Below are 19058 nucleotides of genomic sequence, written 5' to 3'. Positions count from 1 at the left end.
AGCCTACATAACGGCTGGTCTTATTCTTTACACCATTTTATTAAATTCTTTTCGTAATCTTTTTATAATTCTTTTTTCTAAACGCGAAATGTATGACTGTGAAATCCCAAGCATATCAGCCACATCTTTTTGCGTCTTTTCCTCTCCTCCAGCAAGCCCAAACCGAAGTTCCATAATTTGTTTTTCACGATCATTTAATTGGTGTAATGCTTTCATTAAAAGGTGACGATCTACAGTAGCTTCTAAATCTTTTGTAATAATATCATCATCTGTACCTAACACGTCAGACAATAACAGTTCATTCCCATCCCAATCAATGTTTAGTGGTTCATCAAAAGAAACTTCCGAACGATTTTTGTTATTTCGACGTAAATGCATTAAAATTTCATTTTCTATACAACGCGATGCATATGTTGCTAATTTTATTTTCTTTTCTGGATTAAATGTATTTACCGCTTTAATAAGGCCGATTGTTCCTATACTAATCAAATCTTCAATATTTATCCCTGTATTTTCAAACTTTCTTGCTATATATACAACGAGCCTTAAGTTACGTTCAATAAGTAATGACCTTGCTGCCTGATCTCCTTTTGGCAATTTATTCAAAAGAACTTCCTCTTCTTCTTTTGTTAACGGTGGTGGCAACGCTTCACTTCCACCAATATAATAAATTTCATCGGTCTTAATTCCTAATTTCAGCAATACTTTATACCAAAGGTATACTAAATAAAATTTTAATTTCATCATATTATCCCGCCTCTCATTTATTAAGCGATCACCATTTTTTGCGAAATCAACATTTTTGGATGCACAATACATTGATACTCCCCATTAGTAGACAGCTGTTGTGTATTTAATCCAATTAATGCTTTGTTTACAACAATAGAACTACCTTCATGGTCAACTTGCACACTGTCAGGCTTAATTGCCCACAAAAATTGACTCTCTACTCCTACTGCACGGAAAGGAATTAAGCGTAATTTGGTCGCCCAACCAGAATCATTTTCTGGTATTTGAGGAATTTCTGTTTTGGAATAAATTTGTTCTGTTAACCAAGATGGTAAGCAATGTTCTAATGATGAAACATGCATAATCATAACAGGTGTTTTTGTTAATGGGTCATAAAGTTGGTTCCCACTGTCAATAAGACCTGCGAGTTCTAGTTCTTCTTCGGCTAATTGAATTTTTACTTTCACAATTTGATCATAGTGTATTTTCGTGACCTCTACGCTTTCAATACGCTTTTTAGAAAAATAATAAATTACTGGAAAACCAAAAATAACAAATAACCAACTAATTGGATCACCGTAAGAAATTGACTGAGATTGAACCAATCCATTTACCATTTCATTCGTTTGCAAAAAGAAATGAGTTCCAATTAATCCTCCGCCAACCATAAAGGTTACAAAGTAAAAAGTAAAAACAGTTTGTGCATAATTTCTAAATGTCGTAAACCCAAATGCTGTATACACAATAAGTAACGAGTACAGTAGTTTCATAATTGGATGTGTCATCATAGAAGCAAAAGGAGTAAAGGCAAAAATAACAATAGTTGAACCTATAAATGCCCCTAACACAAGCCTCCATCTTTTGATTTTCTTTTTTAACACGGTAGCTGTTAATAAAAGCAAAAGAAAATCAATGCAGGCGTTTAACAACCAAACAACGTCGGCGTAAACAACCAAACAATTCACCTCTTTTTTCAAGTTGAGACTAGTATAATGCATATCCAATAGGAAAGTGTGTCAATTTGCGGAGGTGTTTTTTTGTTATTTTGTGATTTCTAGACATAATCTGTCGGTAAAAAATAAAAGTACAAATTCATAGAATGATATACTCTTATTTTCACAAACAAAATATATTGAAATATACGAAATAAAAAAAGACCTGCTTAGCAGGTCTTTTCCATAAAAAATAAAAAGGAGCATGAAAGCTCCTTTTTTTATCGTCTACGACGGTTACGTAAAAATGCTGGAATATCGATATCATCTGAATCTGAATGACGCTCATGTACAACTGGCTCTTCACGCTTCATTTCACGTTTTACTTCACGCTGTTTTGAAGGTTGAGCTACTGGGTGTTGCTGTTGTTGCGTGTGGTTCGCATTCGGACGAATAATTGGTTTTGGTGGTTGAGTTGCAATGCTATCATCAAAACCAGTTGCAATTACAGTTACAACGATATCATCTTTTAATCCTTCGTTAATAACAGAACCGAAGATCATATTTACTTCTGGATCTGAAGCTGAAGCTACGATGTCTGCCGCTTCTTGTACTTCATATAAGCTTAAGTTAGCGCCACCCGTAATGTTCATGATAACACCTTGAGCTCCATCAATAGATGTTTCTAGTAATGGGCTAGAAATCGCTTTTTTCGCAGCTTCTGCAGCACGATTTTCCCCATTACCAGAACCAATACCCATTAAAGCAGAACCTCTATTAGACATAATTGTCTTTACGTCTGCAAAGTCTAAGTTAATTAAACCTGGCGTTGCAATTAAATCCGAAATACCTTGAACACCTTGACGTAATACGTTATCAGCTTCACGGAATGCTTCTAACATTGGCGTATTTTTATCAACAATCTCTAATAAGCGATCGTTTGGAATTACAATAAGAGTATCTACATTTTCTTTAAATGCTGCAATACCAGATGCTGCTTGCGTCGCACGCTTACGTCCTTCAAAAGTAAATGGACGTGTTACAACACCTACTGTTAAAGCACCTAATTCTTTTGCAACTTGAGCAACAACTGGAGCTGCACCAGTTCCAGTTCCACCGCCCATACCGGCAGTTACGAAGACCATATCCGCACCACGAAGTGCTTCTTGGATCTGTTCTTTACTTTCTTCTGCAGCTTTTTTCCCTACTTCAGGGTTTGCGCCTGCACCAAGTCCACGCGTTAATTTTCCACCAATTTGCATTTTTGTTTCAGCTTTTGATAGATTTAATGCTTGTGCATCAGTGTTCACAGCGATAAAGTCTACACCTTGTACACCGTGTTCAATCATACGGTTTACAGCATTGTTTCCGCCACCGCCGACACCGATAACTTTTATATTCGCTAATTGATCTTGAGTAGTATCAAACTCTAACATGTCGAAATCCCCCTAGAACCTCATTTTTCGTGTCCAATTTTAATCCCATAAATAACGGAATACACGTTTTACTTTTGACATCATGCGGTCATCATTTTGATTATTATTGTTTTGATTACGAGTTTTTTGTTTCGTGGGTTGCTGTTGTACCGGCGTTGGTGCTGGTGCTGGTACTGGTTCAAAATGCTCTTGCTTTTCCTGCACATTTTTCCCACGTAATTTAGCTTTTTGATAAGAATGTTTAATTAATCCAACTCCACTTGTATATTGGGGCTCACGCACACCAATATAATCAGGAGTTGCTACACGAACATTTTCATGTAAAATATCATATGCAAGATCAAGAACACCTGGCATAGAAGCAATTCCGCCAGTTAGTACATAACCAGAAGCCACTTGCTTTACTCCTAACTTACGCACTTCATCTTGAACAAACATTAAAATTTCCTCTACACGAGCCTCTATTATATCCGATAATTCCAACTGAGAATATTGTTCTGTTTGATCACTTCCCATAATAGGAACCGTAAACATCTCTTCTTCAGATGCTGTATCATAAAAAGCATGTCCATATTTCAACTTAATTTGATCTGCATTTTCTGTTGAAGTTTTCAACCCAATCGCAATATCTTTCGTTATATGGTCTCCACCTAATGGTAATACGCTTGTCGCTTGTAACTCTCCATCTTTAAAAATAGATAAAGTTGTAGATCCTCCCCCCATATCAACAAGGGCTACTCCTCTATTTTTTTCATCTGAAGATATTGCAACTGTTGCAGCCGCTAAAGGTTGAAGACAAATATCAACAATTTCAAGACCTGCTTTTTCTACACAACGAAGTAGGTTATGTAGTAAAGTTCTCGAGCCTGTAATAAGTGTACCTTCCATTTCTAATCTTACACCGATCATCCCGCGTGGATCGTTAATCTCGTCAAGACCGTCTACGATGAACTGTCGAGGTACCACATCAATAAACTCACGTTCTGGAGCAATTGACACAACTTGTGCTGCATCTAGAACGCGTAAGACATCTTCATTCCCGATTTCACGATCTTCATTTGAAACAGCGACTACTCCGTGACAAGGAAGTAGCTGTACCTGGTTTGCATTGACACCTACTACAACTTGCTCAATGTGGATTCCCACCATGCGCTCAGCTTGTTCAATTGCTTTTTTAATTGATCGAACAGTCTCGTCTATATCAACTATCGATCCCTTCTTTAAACCATTTGATTTTACATTTCCAACACCAATAATGTTTAAGCTGTCATTAACCATTTCACCAATGATGACTTTAACATTGGATGTACCGATGTCAAGACTAACATATATTTCATTGCTGTTCATTCTTTGGCACCTCCTTCTTTATTTATACCATACAACTCAATATATGGAACAACAATCGCAACTTTACTATTTATAAGAAAAATATTCAACGTCTTTATACGTTTCCCTTTTTTAACCCTATATTTTTCTTATTTTTATTTAGCATTCAATTAAGAATATCGCAGTAAACCATGAATAACTGCTTATCTTGAAATAATTCTATTTCGAGTGTAAAGTTTACCGCCAAGTATAAGTCTACACTAAGATGTACTCATAGAAAAGTGAAACTTGTACCAATACTAGTATGAATCTAAGAATTTTTACATATTTTTCATCAAATGAACCATTCTTCTAAATTCGTATACACATAATAGAACATTCGTTTCGTTTTTTCTGCTATAAGTAACGAAAACTACCATTCTATTCTTTTTTTTCTTCCGCACCTAATTCTTTCGTATATGCACCTACTTCTAAGTCAATTAATACCTTCTTACCTGGCTCAATTGTTTTTAAAATAAGCGGATAGGCTTCCATACGTTTTGCGAAATTTTGAATTGTAGTGCTCACTTCATAACCTTCATTCATATATAAAGTAAGATGATCTTCATTCGCATTCGTTGGTGAATAGCGAATCTCCGAAATAGATTTTAAAATAGCTGGTGTTAATTTTTCTAGTTCAGCGATTAACTCCTTCATTTTCTCTTCTTTAAAAGGTTCGAAAATCGGTGCTGCAACAGGAAGTTTTCCATTAGGTAGTACATCAAGCGTTTTTCCATTCTCTAATAACGGTTGTAATTTTCCCTCTTTATTTATATAACCAATCGTTAAATATTCTTCGATATGAATATCAATATTGTTTGGAAAACGTTTTTTTACATTTACTGCTTTAATTTCTTTTCGCTTCGTTAAGTTTTCTTCAGCTTTATGTGCTGTCACTCGGAAATAACTTGTATCATATGTCACGCCTGAATCCTTCATTACTTGTTCATCCGTCATATAGTGATTTCCAAACACACTAATCTTTTTTATATTACTAAGCGGAGACCGAAAATAAATTAAAAAGAGCACTAATAAAAATAAAATTGATATGTATAAAATCAATCGATGATTAACATTTTTTTTGTTTTTTTTCTTTTGATTTTTCAATTTTGGTACACGATCTTGTAGTTTAATCACTTTACTATTATTCATGTACGATCCCCCTATGTAACATAAAGAACGGCATGTTCCTCATGCCGTTCTTATCTTCTTATTATAACATAAATGATAATGAGCGGAACGAATAACCGTTATCTTCCAATGATTTCTACTTCTGTGTGCATATCTACATCAAATTTATCCTTAATTGTATGTTTTATTAATTCAATTAAAGACAATACATCTTGCGCTGAAGCTCCCCCAGTATTAACAATAAAATTGCCATGCATTTCAGAAATTTGAGCTCCACCAATCCTATAGCCACGAAGCCCTGCTTTTTCTACTAAATCTCCTGCAAAATGTGGGATTGGATTCCGAAATACACTTCCTGCACACGGGTGATTCCATGGTTGCGTTTCACGGCGGTAATCTTTATTATTTTGCATGCTACGTACAATTTCTTCACGTTTCCCCGCCTGTAATTGAAACACCGCCTCTAAAACAATACCAGGACGTTTCGTTTGCAATACAGATGCCCGATAAGAAAACTCCAATTCTTTATTCGTTAACCAGTCAATTGCACCGTCTTCAAACAGAATGAGAGCCTTCGATAATACACTCGATATATCCGATTTATGTGCACCTGCATTCATATATACTGCACCACCGACACTTCCTGGAATACCGCTTGCAAACTCCAATCCAGCTAACCCTTGACGACTAAGTAAAGTTGACAATTTAATAAGAGGATATCCACTACCAACTCTTACCTTATGTTTTTCGACCTCTAAGTGATCTAATCCTTCTCCTAAACGAATAACAACACCTTCTATGCCTTGATCAGATACAAGAAGGTTTGAACCGCGACCAATTACAGTCCACTTCGTTTTGTATTGCTTTACTAACTGTAATGTTTTTTCAATACCGGCTACATGCTTTGGCACAATTAAAATATCCGCTGGGCCACCTATTTTCATAGTTGTATAACGTGCTAACGGCTCGTTAGCCAAAACACGACCAACGTCTGCTTCTATAAGCTCATTTACTAATTGTTCCATAGACAATCTCCCCCATATTAAGTCTCCTTATGACAATAATATGCAGGGCGTTCACCTAACGTTATCCCTCTATTTACGGGCAGTACAGCTCCTAAATCAAAATTAGGTGATAACAAAGAAATTAGGCGGAATGAGGATACCAGTAAACATCCGATTAGTGAAAGGTAATAATCAAAGAGAGAGAATCACTCCCCACTGATTAAAGCCTCACTTTATTTTTTTACAAGTTTATTCATTACTTCATACAGCTTATTTGCTGCATCTGGAATACCTAGTTGCTTAGCAGCTAGCTTCATATTTTGTAATGTTTGTGCATCTAATAAAATCTCATCAATATCACGAATAAGCGTTTCAGCTGTTAAATCTTTTTCAAGTAACATTTTTGCCGCTCCTTTATCAACAACTGAACGTGCATTCTTTTCCTGATGATTATTTGTTACATACGGACTCGGTATTAACACACTTGGTTTTCCTAACGCTGTTAATTCTGCAAGTGTTGTTGCCCCAGCCCTTGAAACAACAAGGTCTACACCAGTTAGTACCTCTGGCATATTATGAATGAACGGCTTAATAATAACATTGCTTGGGTTCCCTTTTTGCTTCACGGCTTCCATCACTTTGTCATAATGTACTTCACCTGTTACATATAGTATTTCGTAGCTTTTGTTCCCAAACTGTTCAATTGCTTCAACGAAGGCATCGTTAATCGGTCTAGCCCCACGACTTCCACCAAATATAAGTACAGACTTTTTAGGAAGAGAAAGCCCAACTGAACGTTTCCCCTTCATTCCATTTTGTTCCATTACCTCTGATGCTCGTGGATTACCTGTCATTACCACTTTTGACTCCGGAAAATGCTCTATAGCTGCTTCAAAACAAACAGCAACTTTATCAACATAACGGCTTAAAAACTTGTTCGTTACACCTGGTACACTATTTTGTTCATGTACAATAGTTGGAATACCTAATTTGGCTGCAGCGTATACAACTGGTCCACATACATATCCACCCGTTCCAATTACGATATCCGGATTAAAACGACGAATATATCGTTTACTATCCTGTACACCTTTTAGAAAACGCATTACTGTTTTCACATTATCTAATGATATTTTTCGTTTAAATCCACTTATAACAATAGATTGAAATGGTATACCTGCTTTTGGAACGATTGTACTCTCTAGTCCATTTTCCGTACCAATATATAAAAATCTTGCTTCTGGATTTAACTTTTTTATTTCTCTAATTAAAGCAAGAGCTGGATAAATATGACCACCAGTACCCCCACCACTCACTAATACACGCACTACTAACTCCTCCGCTTCTCTTTTCTTATTTCCATTATATTTATTTCTATATACATATTGCATTTTTACACACATACGAAAAACCCTGTCTTATAAACAGGGTTTAGTAGCGAGAATGGCGACTTATATTTAATAATACACCTACTGCCATTAACATTAATGTCAAACTTGATCCACCATAACTTAAAAACGGCAAGGTAATACCCGTAACAGGCATTAGTCCTGTTACAACACCAACATTAATCATTACTTGAATCGCAATCATCGCCACAATACCTACTGCTAAAAACGTACCATATAAATCTGGCGCTCCTAATGCGATACGAATCCCGCGCCATAATAATAGACTAAATAATAATAACACAAATGAACCACCAATAAAACCTAATTCCTCGGATAAGATCGCAAATATAAAGTCAGTTTGTGGTTCAGGTAAATAAAGAAATTTTTGTCTACTTTGTCCAAGTCCAAGCCCAAATAATCCACCAGGTCCAATTGCAAGTAATGATTGGATAATTTGAAATCCACTCCCGAGCGGATCTGACCACGGATCTAAATATGATGTAATGCGTTTCATTCGATACGGTGCTGATGCAATTAACCCTACAAATCCTGCTACACCAATCAAACCAAACATTGCAAAGTGAAAAACTCTCGCTCCCGAAATGAATATCATAATGATACATGTCCCAACCATTACCGTTCCTGTCCCAAGGTCTGGCTGTAACATAATCATCCCAAAAGCAAGAAACACAAAACTAAGAGCCGGTAATAAACCACGTTTAAAAGATGTAATCAATTTTTGCCGTTCTGCTAAAAACTTTGCCAAGAAAATAATCATCGCAAACTTCATAAATTCTGACGGCTGAATCGAAAATGCCCCGATTCCAATCCAACTTCGTGCTCCTCCTCGAACAAGACCTACTCCAGGAATAAGAACGAGAATAAGAAGAATGAAGCAAACTAGCAAAATCACTTTTGAATACGTACGCCACACCCAATAATCAATTTTCATAATAAAAAACATAGCTACTACACCAAGACCCGCAAACAGTAATTGTCTTTTTGCAAAAAAGAATGAGTCCCCCATTTTATAAGAGGCCCAAACTGCACTCGCACTATAAACCATAATCATTCCGATTGTCAACAATGAAAGTGTTACGATGATGAGAATAAAATCAGGCGTTTTCTTCATTACCCACAAACACCACCTCTTTAGGCAGAACCTTTTGCCCTATGTAACAAAACATCAGTAGGTGTTAGCCTACTGATGTTTTGATTTACTTTATATAAGTTTATGCACAGCTTGTATAAAAATGTCTCCTCTTTCTTCAAATGTTTTAAATTGATCCCAGCTTGCACACGCTGGAGAAAGAAGAACGACATCACCATCTTTAGAATGAGCATAAGCTTTCACCACTGCTTCATCTAAAGTATCGACACTTTCAATTATATCTAATCCCGCTTTTTCTGCCGCTCTTACTAGTTTAGGAGCTGTTTGTCCAAATGTTACAATCGCTTTTACATTTTTGAAATACGGAATTAAATCATCGAATTCATTTCCGCGATCAAGCCCACCTGCTAGTAACACAATCGGTTGTGTAAACGCAGATAGTGCTTTCTCAGTCGCTAACATATTCGTTGCTTTTGAATCATTATAAAACTTACGGTTGTTAATCGTTGTTACATATTCTAAACGATGTTTTACACCCGTAAAACGTTTTAACACGACCGTAATTGCTTCATTAGAAGTACCTAATAATTTCGCAATACTCATCGCAGCTAAAATATTTTCTAGATTATGTTGACCAGGTAAAACGATATCGCTTACTTCAATAACTTTTTCACCTTTGAAATAAAGAGCGTTATCTTTTATACACGCACCATCTTCAATTTCTTTCGTTGTCGAAAACAGGATTTTTTGACCTTTAGAATACGCAGACAAAGCCATCACATCTGCATCATCCGCATTTATTACACTATAATCATTTTCTGTTTGGTTTTTAAAAATATTTGCTTTTGCTAAACCATATTCTTTCTTCGTCCCATGATAGTCTAAGTGGGCCTCAAATAAATTTAAAAACGCAGCAATTTTAGGTTGGAACAATTCTACTCCCATCAATTGAAACGATGAAAGTTCTGTAACTACAACTTCATTTTCTTTTGCATCCTGTGCTACTTCACACGCTACAGTTCCAATGTTCCCTGCAATTACAGGATGCTTTTGTCCTTCTTTTAGCATTTCAAATGTCAGCATTGTCGTCGTCGTTTTACCGTTAGACCCCGTAATCCCAACAAATGGTGCTTCTGAAATACGATATGCTAATTCAACTTCCGTAACAATCGGAATTTGCTTTTCTATCGCAGCAACTAATATTGGATTAGAATACGGGATTCCTGGATTTTTTACTACAAGAGAAATATTTCTCTCTAATAATTCTAAAGGATGACCACCGCATACAACGTCCATTCCTTTTGCTTGTAATTCTGCAGCAAGTACATTCTCTGCTAAAGGCTTTCCGTCATTTACAATAACATTTGCCCCTAACTTTTGTAACAATGTAGCTGCTGCATAACCACTTTTTGCAATGCCCAATACAAGAATATTCTTATTTTGAAATTCAGTTACAGTTTTCAATTACATCCACACCCCGATATAAATTCCTAACACAGCTAATAAAAATCCTGCAGACCAAAACGTCACAACAACACGCCACTCTGACCAACCACATAATTCATAGTGATGGTGTAATGGACTCATTTTAAAGACACGTTTTCCTGTTGTTTTAAATGAAATGACCTGAATGATAACCGATAAAGTTTCCATTACGAATACTCCGCCAATAATTACAAGTAGCAATTCTTGTTTTAATAAAATCGCTACAGCTGCAATGGCTCCACCTAAAGCTAATGAACCTGTATCTCCCATAAACACTTTTGCTGGATTCGCATTGAATACTAAAAATCCAAGTACAGCTCCTACAACTGCCATACAGAATATCGCTACTCCAAATTGCTCTTGTGCCACAGCAATAATACTAAATGCTCCAAATGCAATAGCAGCTGTTCCTGATAATAAACCATCTAAACCGTCAGTTAAGTTAACTGCATTTGATCCACCAATAAGCATAAATAGTACAAGTACGAAATACGCCCAACCTAATTCAAACTTAACATCCGTTCCCGGAATCATGATGTATGTGTGGAACGCTTGCCCTTTTCCAATTAAAAAGAATGCAATAGCAATAACAAGCTGACCTACTAATTTTTGCTTTGATGTTAAACCAAGATTTCTCTTCTTAACTACCTTTATGTAGTCATCTAAAAATCCAATCAATCCGTAACCAAACGTCACTAATAGTAATAACGAAACCTCTGCACCTAAATAATTAAACTTAATCGCCATAATAAGTGAAGTTACCATCATAGATACGTATATGACGATACCACCCATTGTCGGTGTCCCTGATTTTTTTTGATGTGACTTTGGTCCCTCATCACGAATACTCTGTCCGAACTTTAATTTTCTTAAAAATGGAATAAACAATGGCGAAAGGGCAACAGAAATTAAGAATGCTACCCCAGCCGTTACTAATAAACCTTGCTCAAGCACATGTAGTCCTCCTCTCACGTTGTTACTCTTCGTTGTTTAAACGCCCTATAATTGCTTCTTTAGCAACTTCACGATCATCGAAATGATGAACTTCTTTACCAATAATTTGATACGTTTCATGCCCCTTACCAGCAATAATAATGATATCATCTGCTTTCGCTTTAGCGATTGCATGGTGTATTGCTTCTTTTCTATCAATGATCATTTCATAATTTTTCCCGCTTGCACCATGTACCATATCATCTAAAATAGCCGCTGGATCTTCACTTCTTGGATTATCTGATGTATAAATTGCATGAGTTGCATATTTTGTTGCAACACTTGCCATTATCGGTCTCTTCGTTCGGTCCCTATCGCCACCACAACCAACGATACAATACACATCACCTTTTGCAAATTGTTTTGCAGTTTTTAATACATTTTCTAAACTATCTGGCGTATGTGCGTAATCAACAATAACTGTATAATTTTGCCCTCCATCAACAACTTCAAAACGTCCTGGAACCCCAGCTAAATCCTTTATAACAGCAATGATTGTTTCTAATTTCACACCCGAAACAAGTCCTGCTGCTGTTGCTGCAAGTACGTTATATACATTAAATTTACCTATTAATTTCATCGTAACATTTACACTTTCATATGGTGTGACAAGCGTAAATGTAGTCCCGCCACTCGTCATAACGATATTTTTTGCCATAATATCACTTGTTGTATCAATACCATATGTTACAACTGTTGCTGCAGTACTTCTCATATACTCTTCTGTTACATTATCATCGCTATTCAGCACAGCGTACTTTTCACGATTATGATTATAACTATTGCCAAGCTGTGCAAATAGTAACCCTTTTGCATGTTTATATTCTTCCATCGTTTTATGATAGTCTAAATGATCTTGTGTTAAATTCGTAAACACCGCTACATCGTAATCACATCCGTGTACACGACCAAGATCTAACGCATGTGACGAAACTTCCATTATCGTGCTGTCCACACCTTGTTCAACCATTTTTGAAAACGTCTGTTGAAGTGTTAGTGCATCTGGTGTTGTATTTTTCACCTCAAATGTTTCATCACCGATTTTCATATTAATCGTTCCAATTAGCCCTGTTTTATGACCATGCGCTCGCATAATCTCATCCATAATATGCGATGTTGTTGTCTTTCCATTTGTACCTGTAATTCCGATTAAATGTAACTTGTGTGTCGGTTGACCATAAAAATAATCAGCTAAAACCGCTAACGAACGAAAAGTATTTTTCACAAGTACAACTGGAACGTCAACATCAATTGGTCTTTCCGCAACAATAGCAGCCGCTCCTTGTGCCGCTGCTTGCTTAGCAAAATCATGGCTATCAACCGTATATCCTTTCATACATACAAATAAGCTTCCCTCTTTCACTTTACGTGAATCAGCTTCTATAGATGTGATTTCTGGATTTTCTTTTGGAACAACTGGAAAATCATGCAAACATGATACAAGTGTATGCAACTTCATTTCACTAAACCCTCTCTACATTGTTTATTTATCTTTTTTCAGTAAGCAACACATTACCTCCTATATAAGGAGGTAAGTGCTACTGACCTATTTATGAATGAGACACTTACTGTCTCAAATTAAGTAACTGTTCTATAAAGAACTCACTTCCACCAATTGTACCATAAAACGTACTATGTTACCTTTAATTCCCGAAGTAAATTCTAATTTTTGAGCCTTCTTTTACTTTAGCTCCCGCTTCTGGTGATTGTTTAATTACTTTCTCTCCATCTCCACTTATATCAAGCTTCAAATCGACGAGTTGTGTTTGTAAGTCTTTCTTTTTCATTCCAATTAAATTCGGAACTTCCACAGTTGGTGTATCGCCCCATTTATATTCTTTCTCAACTTGTTCTTTTCTCGGTTTCACTCCCATAACAGGAAGCGCATCTCGAAGGATATTCCCGACAATCGGAGCTGCTACCACTCCACCAAACTGTGTAACCCCTTTTGGATTATCAACAGCAACATACACAACAATCTCTGGATCATCCGCTGGAGCAAATCCGATAAAAGATACTATATAATTATTCTCTAAATATTTACCATCTTTCACCTTTTGAGCAGTACCCGTTTTTCCACCTACACGATATCCATCAATATAAGCACCTTTACCAGAACCTTTCGCTACAACATTCTCTAATGCATAACGAACTTTTTCTGAAGTTTCCTTGGAAATAACTTTTCTTTTCTCAACAGGTGTCTTTTTACTAACAACTTGATTATTTTTCGGATCAATAAACTCCTTAGCTATATACGGCTGATACAATGTTCCACCATTTACAGCCGCCGCTACAGCTGCTACTTGTTGAATCGGTGTAACAGAAACCCCTTGGCCGAATGAAGTTGTTGCTTGCTCTACTGGACCAACTTTATCTAAATTAAATAAAATCCCACTGCCTTCACCTTGCAAGTCAATTCCAGTCTTCTGCCCAAAACCAAAATTACGAATGTATTTAAATAATCGGTCTTTACCAAGGCGATCACCAAGTTCAATAAATCCCGGGTTACATGAGTTTTGAACGACTTCTAAAAACGTTTGACTGCCATGACCTCCTGCTTTCCAGCATTTCAATCTAGCTCCACCTACTTCAGCTGCTCCATCATCATAAAACGTATCCTTCTCTAAGTCTACTAAATTTTCATTCAATGCTGCAGCTAATGTAATGATCTTAAATGTTGAACCAGGCTCATACGTACTCCATACAGGTAGATTTCTGTTATACACTTCTGGAGAGACACTTTGAAAATCCGCTGGGTCAAAACTCGGTCGACTAGACATACCTAAAATTTCACCATTTTTAGGATTCATTGCAATCGCAATCATACCGTCAGGATTATAAGTTGACTCCGCAATATTCATTTCTCTTTCCATAATCCTTGTAATACGCGCATCGATTGTTAATCCTAAATTTAAACCAGCTTCTGGCTTTTTGAAATCATCACCAACATTAGGCATCCTTTGTCCTTTCGCATCTGCAAAAAAACGCACATGACCTTTGTCCCCATTTAGCTCTTTATCATAATATTTTTCTAGTCCCATAAGACCTTGGTTATCGCTACCTGCAAAACCTAATACATGTGATAAAAAGTTTCCAAATGGATAGTACCGGATAGAATCCTCTGCGATATACACGCCCTTCAAACTTAATCCTCGTACTTCTTTCGCTTTGTCATGTGATATTTTCCTTCCGCCTTTATCTAACCTTACAATCGATTCTTTTTTTGTAATCCTTTTATAAATCTCATCTTTTTCCACACCTAATACTGCAGCTAACTTCTCTGCAGTCTCTGCTGGTTTTTCAATTTGCCTCGGTACAACAAAGACAGTTGGAGCACTTTTATTCGTGGCAAGTTCCACACCATTTCGGTCTAAAATTTTCCCACGTTCGGGTTCAAAAGTAATATTACGACTCCATGAATCTTTCGCACGATCCGTTAACATATTCCCAAGAAAAAATTGCACATATCCAAGACGAATATCGATAATAGTGAAAATAAGTATACCTGATATAAGTATAAAAATAAGTCGTTTTCTAACTGTTACATTTGATACACGCATATCGGAACAAGCCTCCCTTACGCCTAGCTTGTTCCAATATATGCTTGTACTTATTTAATTAGAACTTATTCTCTTTTACCATTACGGCTTTTCTGCTTCTTGCTGTGGTTCGAGTGGCGGTACGAGTGTGACACCTAATTCTGTACCAGGTTGTAATAATGTTCCTTCCGCCACACTTTGTTCTGTTACGTATCCTGTACCAGAAGGTTTCAAGTTAAGCTGTAATGTCTTCGCTAAATTCATAACATCACGCAGTGCCCATCCTTGTATATTTGGCATTGTAGGCTTATCTCCTACCAAGAAGACTCGGTCGCCTTTTAATGTTTGTTCAGTCGCTTTTGGTACTTGTTGCTGTACTTTGCCTTCACCTAGTACGATTGGACGAAGTTTTGCTTTATCAATCGCTTTCCCCGCTTCAGCCATCGTTTTACCAGTTACATCTGGAACAGTAGTTTGTTGTTCTTTCAGATGTTTTTTCGGATCTTTCACTTCATTTGGCTTAATCTTTAAATACTCTAAACTATTTTTTGTTACATATTTAAAAATATCAGCTAAAGGTTGTGCGCCGTTCTCATCATCTTTTAATTTCGGCTGTTTAACAGCTACATACACGACAAGTTGTGGATCGTCCATTGGTGCCATACCTAAGAATGAGAATATATAATTCTGTCTTCCTGTCATATAGCCGCCTTTTCCATCCGGAATTTGCGCTGTACCTGTTTTACCACCAACTGAATATCCATCAATTTTATAAGCTGTCCCTGTACCTTTCGGAGATGTAACAACACGTTCTAATAACTGTCTTACTTGCGCTGCTGTTTCCTTTGTAACAGGTTTTCCTACTTCTTCTGGCTTATGTTCTAATTTTACTTTGTCTGTTATCGGATCTACAATTTTATCAATTGCATAAGGTTTCATCATTTTCCCATCATTTGCAATGGCCGTTGCAGCTTGTACAAGCTGAATTGGTGTTACAGTGGAACCTTGTCCAAAAGCTGTTGTCACTTGTTGTATTTGCTGATCAAATAAAATTGTATTCGATCCTTCACCTGATAAATCAATGTTCGTTTTTTCATCTAATCCAAAACTATGAATATATTTTCGGAAACGTTCTGGACCAAGTTTTTGATCTCCTAAAATTGCAAACGCTACGTTTGAAGAACGCTCTACCCCTTCATCAAACGTGATAGAGCCCCAACCAGCACCGCCATTATGATCTTTTATTTTCCTATTTCCGACTTGATATGTCCCGGATTGATAATAATCTTGTCCTTTGTACACACCTTCATTAATAGCTGCCGCTAACGTAAAAATTTTCATTGTTGATCCAGGTTCAAATGCATTGGCAATCGCGTCATTGAAGAAATATTTAATTTGGCGATCATTAGGGTCATAACTAGGTTTAGTAGACATCGCTAATATTTTCCCAGTTTTCGGATCTGCAACAATCCCTATTAAACTTTCTGGCTCATATTGCTTACTTGCTGCTTTCATCGCGTCTTCTAAATAACTTTGGACACGTTGATCAATTGTTAAATAAGCATTATCTCCATTTTTAGGTGCCTTTACATTAACTTTTCCCCCATCAAGGGACACACCTTTACGATCACCTGTATATGCTACTTCTCCGTTCGAAGCACTTAAGTATTTATCCAAGCTTTTCTCTATGCCAAATTGACCTACCGAGGTTCCATTCTCATTTGGTTTTGCATGACCTATAACGTAAGATGCAAAATCACCGTTTGGATACACCCTTGCATTTTCTGTAATAAAAGATATTCCCGGCAACTTCAACGCTTCTATTTGTTCCTTCTTTTCTTTCGTCAAATCCTTGCCTAACGTTCCAAATTCGACTTGACTTCTACCTTCCTTGTTTAAAGAAGCTAAAATATCCTCTTCGCCTTTTCCAAGTACTCCTGCAATTTTCTTTGCAGTATCTTCTTTATTCTCAACTGAGTTAGCACCTTTTAGTGCAGCTACCATTTTGTAAGAGTTTGCGTCTTGCGCTAACACATGACCGTTTTGATCATAAATGGTTCCTCGGTTCGCTTCAAGAACTCCTTTTTTACTATGCTTTTGTTTAGCAAGTGCATCTAAATCCTGATTATGAACGGTTCCTGTTGATTGTATGTAAAAAAATCGGGCTAATAACAGCAAAAAGAGCAGGAGGAAAAATATCATAAAATAACCTGCTCCCTTATTGGTATGAAATTTAGTCATATTCTTCTTCATCGTTCCTTCACACCTATTGCCTTATTTGAGGCCTTTCACATTATTCGCATTAATTTCTAGCCCATGTTTTTTTGCAACTTCAGCGATTCGTTCATAGCGACTTAACTTCTCTACTTCAGCTTGTAATTCTTGATTTTCTTTTTGCTGCTGTACAATTTTTTCTTCTATCGTCGCTGCTTCTACATTAACTTGATAAAGGCCTGCTTTATTTCCAATAAACGCGACACAGGCATACAATAAAAAGCCAATAAACGCTACATACAACAGTTTTTCGATTCTTGTAATTTTCGCTTTAACCTTCGGCTTAGCCATCTGCTGTGGGGGCGTTTGAATTTGCACCTCTTCTTGCGCTTGTTGTTTGTACTTTACAGCTAAATTAGTCATACCTCTCTCTCCCTTTTATCGTTTTTCAGCGATTCTCAACTTCGCAGAACGCGCACGATTATTTTCTTCTAACTCTATATCAGAAGGTAAAATCGGTTTTCTTGTAATAAGCTTTAATTTCGGCTTAAATTCATCAGGAATAATCGGTAATCCTGGCGGCAATTGTGGCGTTGTACTATTTCGCTTAAACGTTGTTTTACAAATACGATCTTCTAATGAATGGAATGTTATAACACTAACCCTTCCACCTGGCTTAACCATCTCAATAGCAGATTCCAATGCTTCTTCAAATACTTTTAATTCATCGTTTACAGCTATACGAATTGCCTGAAACACTCGCTTAGCAGGATGCCCACCCGTTCTACGAGCAGGAGCCGGAATACCTTCTTTAATTAGCTCTACTAATTCTCCTGTCGTTTCAATAGCTTTATTCTCACGATAAGCTTCAATTTTTCTTGCAATTTGTTTTGAAAATTTCTCTTCACCGTATTGGAAGAAAATCCTTACAAGTTGTTCATATGACCAGCTATTTACAACATCGTACGCTGTTAATGGGGCATCTTGATCCATCCGCATATCTAGCGGTGCATCATGATGATAACTAAAGCCTCGTTCTGGTGTATCTAATTGTGGGGATGAAACACCTAAATCAAATAAAATACCGTCTACTTCTGTTATACCTATTTCCTGCAGTTTTTCAGCTAAATAACGGAAGTTACTCTTTACTGTTATAAACTGTTCACCGTATGAAGAGAACTTTTCTTTCGCGTTTTGAATCGCTATCTCATCTTGATCAAACGCTATTAATTTTCCACCTTCAGTTAATTGGGATAATAAATAAGAACTATGTCCTCCTCCCCCCAGTGTACAATCTACATATGTACCATCTGGCTTTATATCTAAGCCGTCTACTGTTTCCTTTAAAAGCACTGTTACGTGTTTAAACATTGTTGCACCTACTCTTTTTCCAATTAATTATGTTGAATGTATCCCTTCCTCTAAACACATAATTCACGCTTAGAGAATGAAATAATACGAAAGAACGACTCATTTAACTTACCAACAAAGGCAACATACTATACAAATCGCTATTTTCTTTTATTATATACTAAATTTTATCATCTTTTGCGGGAATTTAAATAAAAAACTGTCGAAAAAGCGAATAATACGTTTACATTTTGTGCTATTTTGTCATATATTTAAGTATCCAACACAATTGCCATATTTAACACTTTTTGATTGATAATTCAGAAAAAAATCACTTCACAGTAAATTCAACGGAATAAAAATAAAATCCTGCTCCAA

15 protein-coding genes are annotated in these 19058 nt (G+C 36.5%); all 15 read right to left on the bottom strand.

Translation table 11 applies throughout. The features are described 5' to 3' along the window. Window positions 1-27: 27 nt before the first annotated feature. Entirely contained in the window at window positions 28-747 is a 720-nt protein-coding gene (gene sigE / locus ACTFRM_RS18065) for an RNA polymerase sporulation sigma factor SigE (RefSeq protein WP_000976948.1), read from the bottom strand. A gap of 20 nt (window positions 748-767) precedes the next feature. Next, window positions 768-1685, bottom strand: coding sequence for a sigma-E processing peptidase SpoIIGA (gene spoIIGA / locus ACTFRM_RS18060; protein ID WP_173600358.1), 918 nt, complete (start codon window positions 1683-1685; stop codon window positions 768-770). 257 nt (window positions 1686-1942) lie between these two features. Beyond that, window positions 1943-3097, bottom strand: coding sequence for a cell division protein FtsZ (gene ftsZ, locus ACTFRM_RS18055; protein WP_440043474.1), 1155 nt, complete (start codon window positions 3095-3097; stop codon window positions 1943-1945). A 39-nt stretch (window positions 3098-3136) separates the two neighbouring features. Continuing rightward, the gene (ftsA, locus tag ACTFRM_RS18050; protein ID WP_001087558.1) at window positions 3137-4444 is read right to left on the bottom strand and encodes a cell division protein FtsA; all 1308 of its coding nucleotides are present in this window, start codon (window positions 4442-4444) and stop codon (window positions 3137-3139) included. 399 nt (window positions 4445-4843) lie between these two features. After that, window positions 4844-5614: a cell division protein DivIB gene (gene divIB, locus ACTFRM_RS18045; RefSeq protein WP_001065793.1), complete on the bottom strand. Its 771-nt coding sequence runs from the start codon at window positions 5612-5614 to the stop codon at window positions 4844-4846. A 98-nt stretch (window positions 5615-5712) separates the two neighbouring features. Next, window positions 5713-6618: a UDP-N-acetylmuramate dehydrogenase gene (murB, locus tag ACTFRM_RS18040; RefSeq protein WP_000437018.1), complete on the bottom strand. Its 906-nt coding sequence runs from the start codon at window positions 6616-6618 to the stop codon at window positions 5713-5715. Between the two features lie 212 nt (window positions 6619-6830). Further along, on the bottom strand, window positions 6831-7925 hold the full coding sequence (gene murG, locus ACTFRM_RS18035) for an undecaprenyldiphospho-muramoylpentapeptide beta-N-acetylglucosaminyltransferase (protein ID WP_025689214.1): 1095 nt from the start codon (window positions 7923-7925) through the stop codon (window positions 6831-6833). A 103-nt stretch (window positions 7926-8028) separates the two neighbouring features. Continuing rightward, on the bottom strand, window positions 8029-9120 hold the full coding sequence (spoVE, locus tag ACTFRM_RS18030; RefSeq protein WP_000753520.1) for a stage V sporulation protein E: 1092 nt from the start codon (window positions 9118-9120) through the stop codon (window positions 8029-8031). 90 nt (window positions 9121-9210) lie between these two features. Then, window positions 9211-10563: a UDP-N-acetylmuramoyl-L-alanine--D-glutamate ligase gene (murD, locus tag ACTFRM_RS18025; RefSeq protein ID WP_000860111.1), complete on the bottom strand. Its 1353-nt coding sequence runs from the start codon at window positions 10561-10563 to the stop codon at window positions 9211-9213. Next, window positions 10564-11538: a phospho-N-acetylmuramoyl-pentapeptide-transferase gene (gene mraY / locus ACTFRM_RS18020; RefSeq protein ID WP_000893060.1), complete on the bottom strand. Its 975-nt coding sequence runs from the start codon at window positions 11536-11538 to the stop codon at window positions 10564-10566. Between the two features lie 22 nt (window positions 11539-11560). Next, a complete protein-coding gene (murE, locus tag ACTFRM_RS18015) occupies window positions 11561-13036 on the bottom strand; it encodes a UDP-N-acetylmuramoyl-L-alanyl-D-glutamate--2,6-diaminopimelate ligase (RefSeq protein ID WP_173600357.1) in 1476 nt (491 codons plus the stop codon). Window positions 13037-13220: 184 nt separating this feature from the next. After that, window positions 13221-15137, bottom strand: a complete 1917-nt coding sequence (locus ACTFRM_RS18010) for a stage V sporulation protein D (protein ID WP_001266234.1) — start codon at window positions 15135-15137, stop codon at window positions 13221-13223. A gap of 81 nt (window positions 15138-15218) precedes the next feature. Further along, window positions 15219-17369 carry a penicillin-binding protein gene (locus tag ACTFRM_RS18005; protein WP_000739960.1) on the bottom strand — a complete coding sequence of 717 codons (2151 nt, stop codon included), beginning with the start codon at window positions 17367-17369 and terminating at the stop codon, window positions 15219-15221. A gap of 21 nt (window positions 17370-17390) precedes the next feature. Then, window positions 17391-17753, bottom strand: coding sequence for a cell division protein FtsL (ftsL, locus tag ACTFRM_RS18000; protein WP_000182804.1), 363 nt, complete (start codon window positions 17751-17753; stop codon window positions 17391-17393). A 15-nt stretch (window positions 17754-17768) separates the two neighbouring features. Beyond that, entirely contained in the window at window positions 17769-18701 is a 933-nt protein-coding gene (gene rsmH / locus ACTFRM_RS17995) for a 16S rRNA (cytosine(1402)-N(4))-methyltransferase RsmH (protein WP_000472508.1), read from the bottom strand. Between the last annotated feature and the right edge of the window lie 357 nt (window positions 18702-19058).

Source organism: Bacillus cereus group sp. MYBK227-1, from assembly GCF_051916325.1.
GTDB lineage: Bacteria > Bacillota > Bacilli > Bacillales > Bacillaceae_G > Bacillus_A > Bacillus_A cereus.
This window is presented reverse-complemented; position numbering and strand designations above follow the sequence as displayed.

What these genes read in the sequence shown, in the direction of transcription:
- sigE (WP_000976948.1), bottom strand. Translation starts at nt 747, where the DNA reads ATGATGAAATTAAAATTTTATTTAGTATACCTTTGGTATAAAGTATTG.
- ftsZ (WP_440043474.1), bottom strand. Translation starts at nt 3,097, where the DNA reads ATGTTAGAGTTTGATACTACTCAAGATCAATTAGCGAATATAAAAGTT.
- ftsA (WP_001087558.1), bottom strand. Translation starts at nt 4,444, where the DNA reads ATGAACAGCAATGAAATATATGTTAGTCTTGACATCGGTACATCCAAT.
- divIB (WP_001065793.1), bottom strand. Translation starts at nt 5,614, where the DNA reads ATGAATAATAGTAAAGTGATTAAACTACAAGATCGTGTACCAAAATTG.
- murB (WP_000437018.1), bottom strand. Translation starts at nt 6,618, where the DNA reads ATGGAACAATTAGTAAATGAGCTTATAGAAGCAGACGTTGGTCGTGTT.
- spoVE (WP_000753520.1), bottom strand. Translation starts at nt 9,120, where the DNA reads ATGAAGAAAACGCCTGATTTTATTCTCATCATCGTAACACTTTCATTG.
- murE (WP_173600357.1), bottom strand. Translation starts at nt 13,036, where the DNA reads ATGAAGTTGCATACACTTGTATCATGTTTGCATGATTTTCCAGTTGTT.
- ACTFRM_RS18010 (WP_001266234.1), bottom strand. Translation starts at nt 15,137, where the DNA reads ATGCGTGTATCAAATGTAACAGTTAGAAAACGACTTATTTTTATACTT.
- ACTFRM_RS18005 (WP_000739960.1), bottom strand. Translation starts at nt 17,369, where the DNA reads ATGAAGAAGAATATGACTAAATTTCATACCAATAAGGGAGCAGGTTAT.
- ftsL (WP_000182804.1), bottom strand. Translation starts at nt 17,753, where the DNA reads ATGACTAATTTAGCTGTAAAGTACAAACAACAAGCGCAAGAAGAGGTG.
- rsmH (WP_000472508.1), bottom strand. Translation starts at nt 18,701, where the DNA reads ATGTTTAAACACGTAACAGTGCTTTTAAAGGAAACAGTAGACGGCTTA.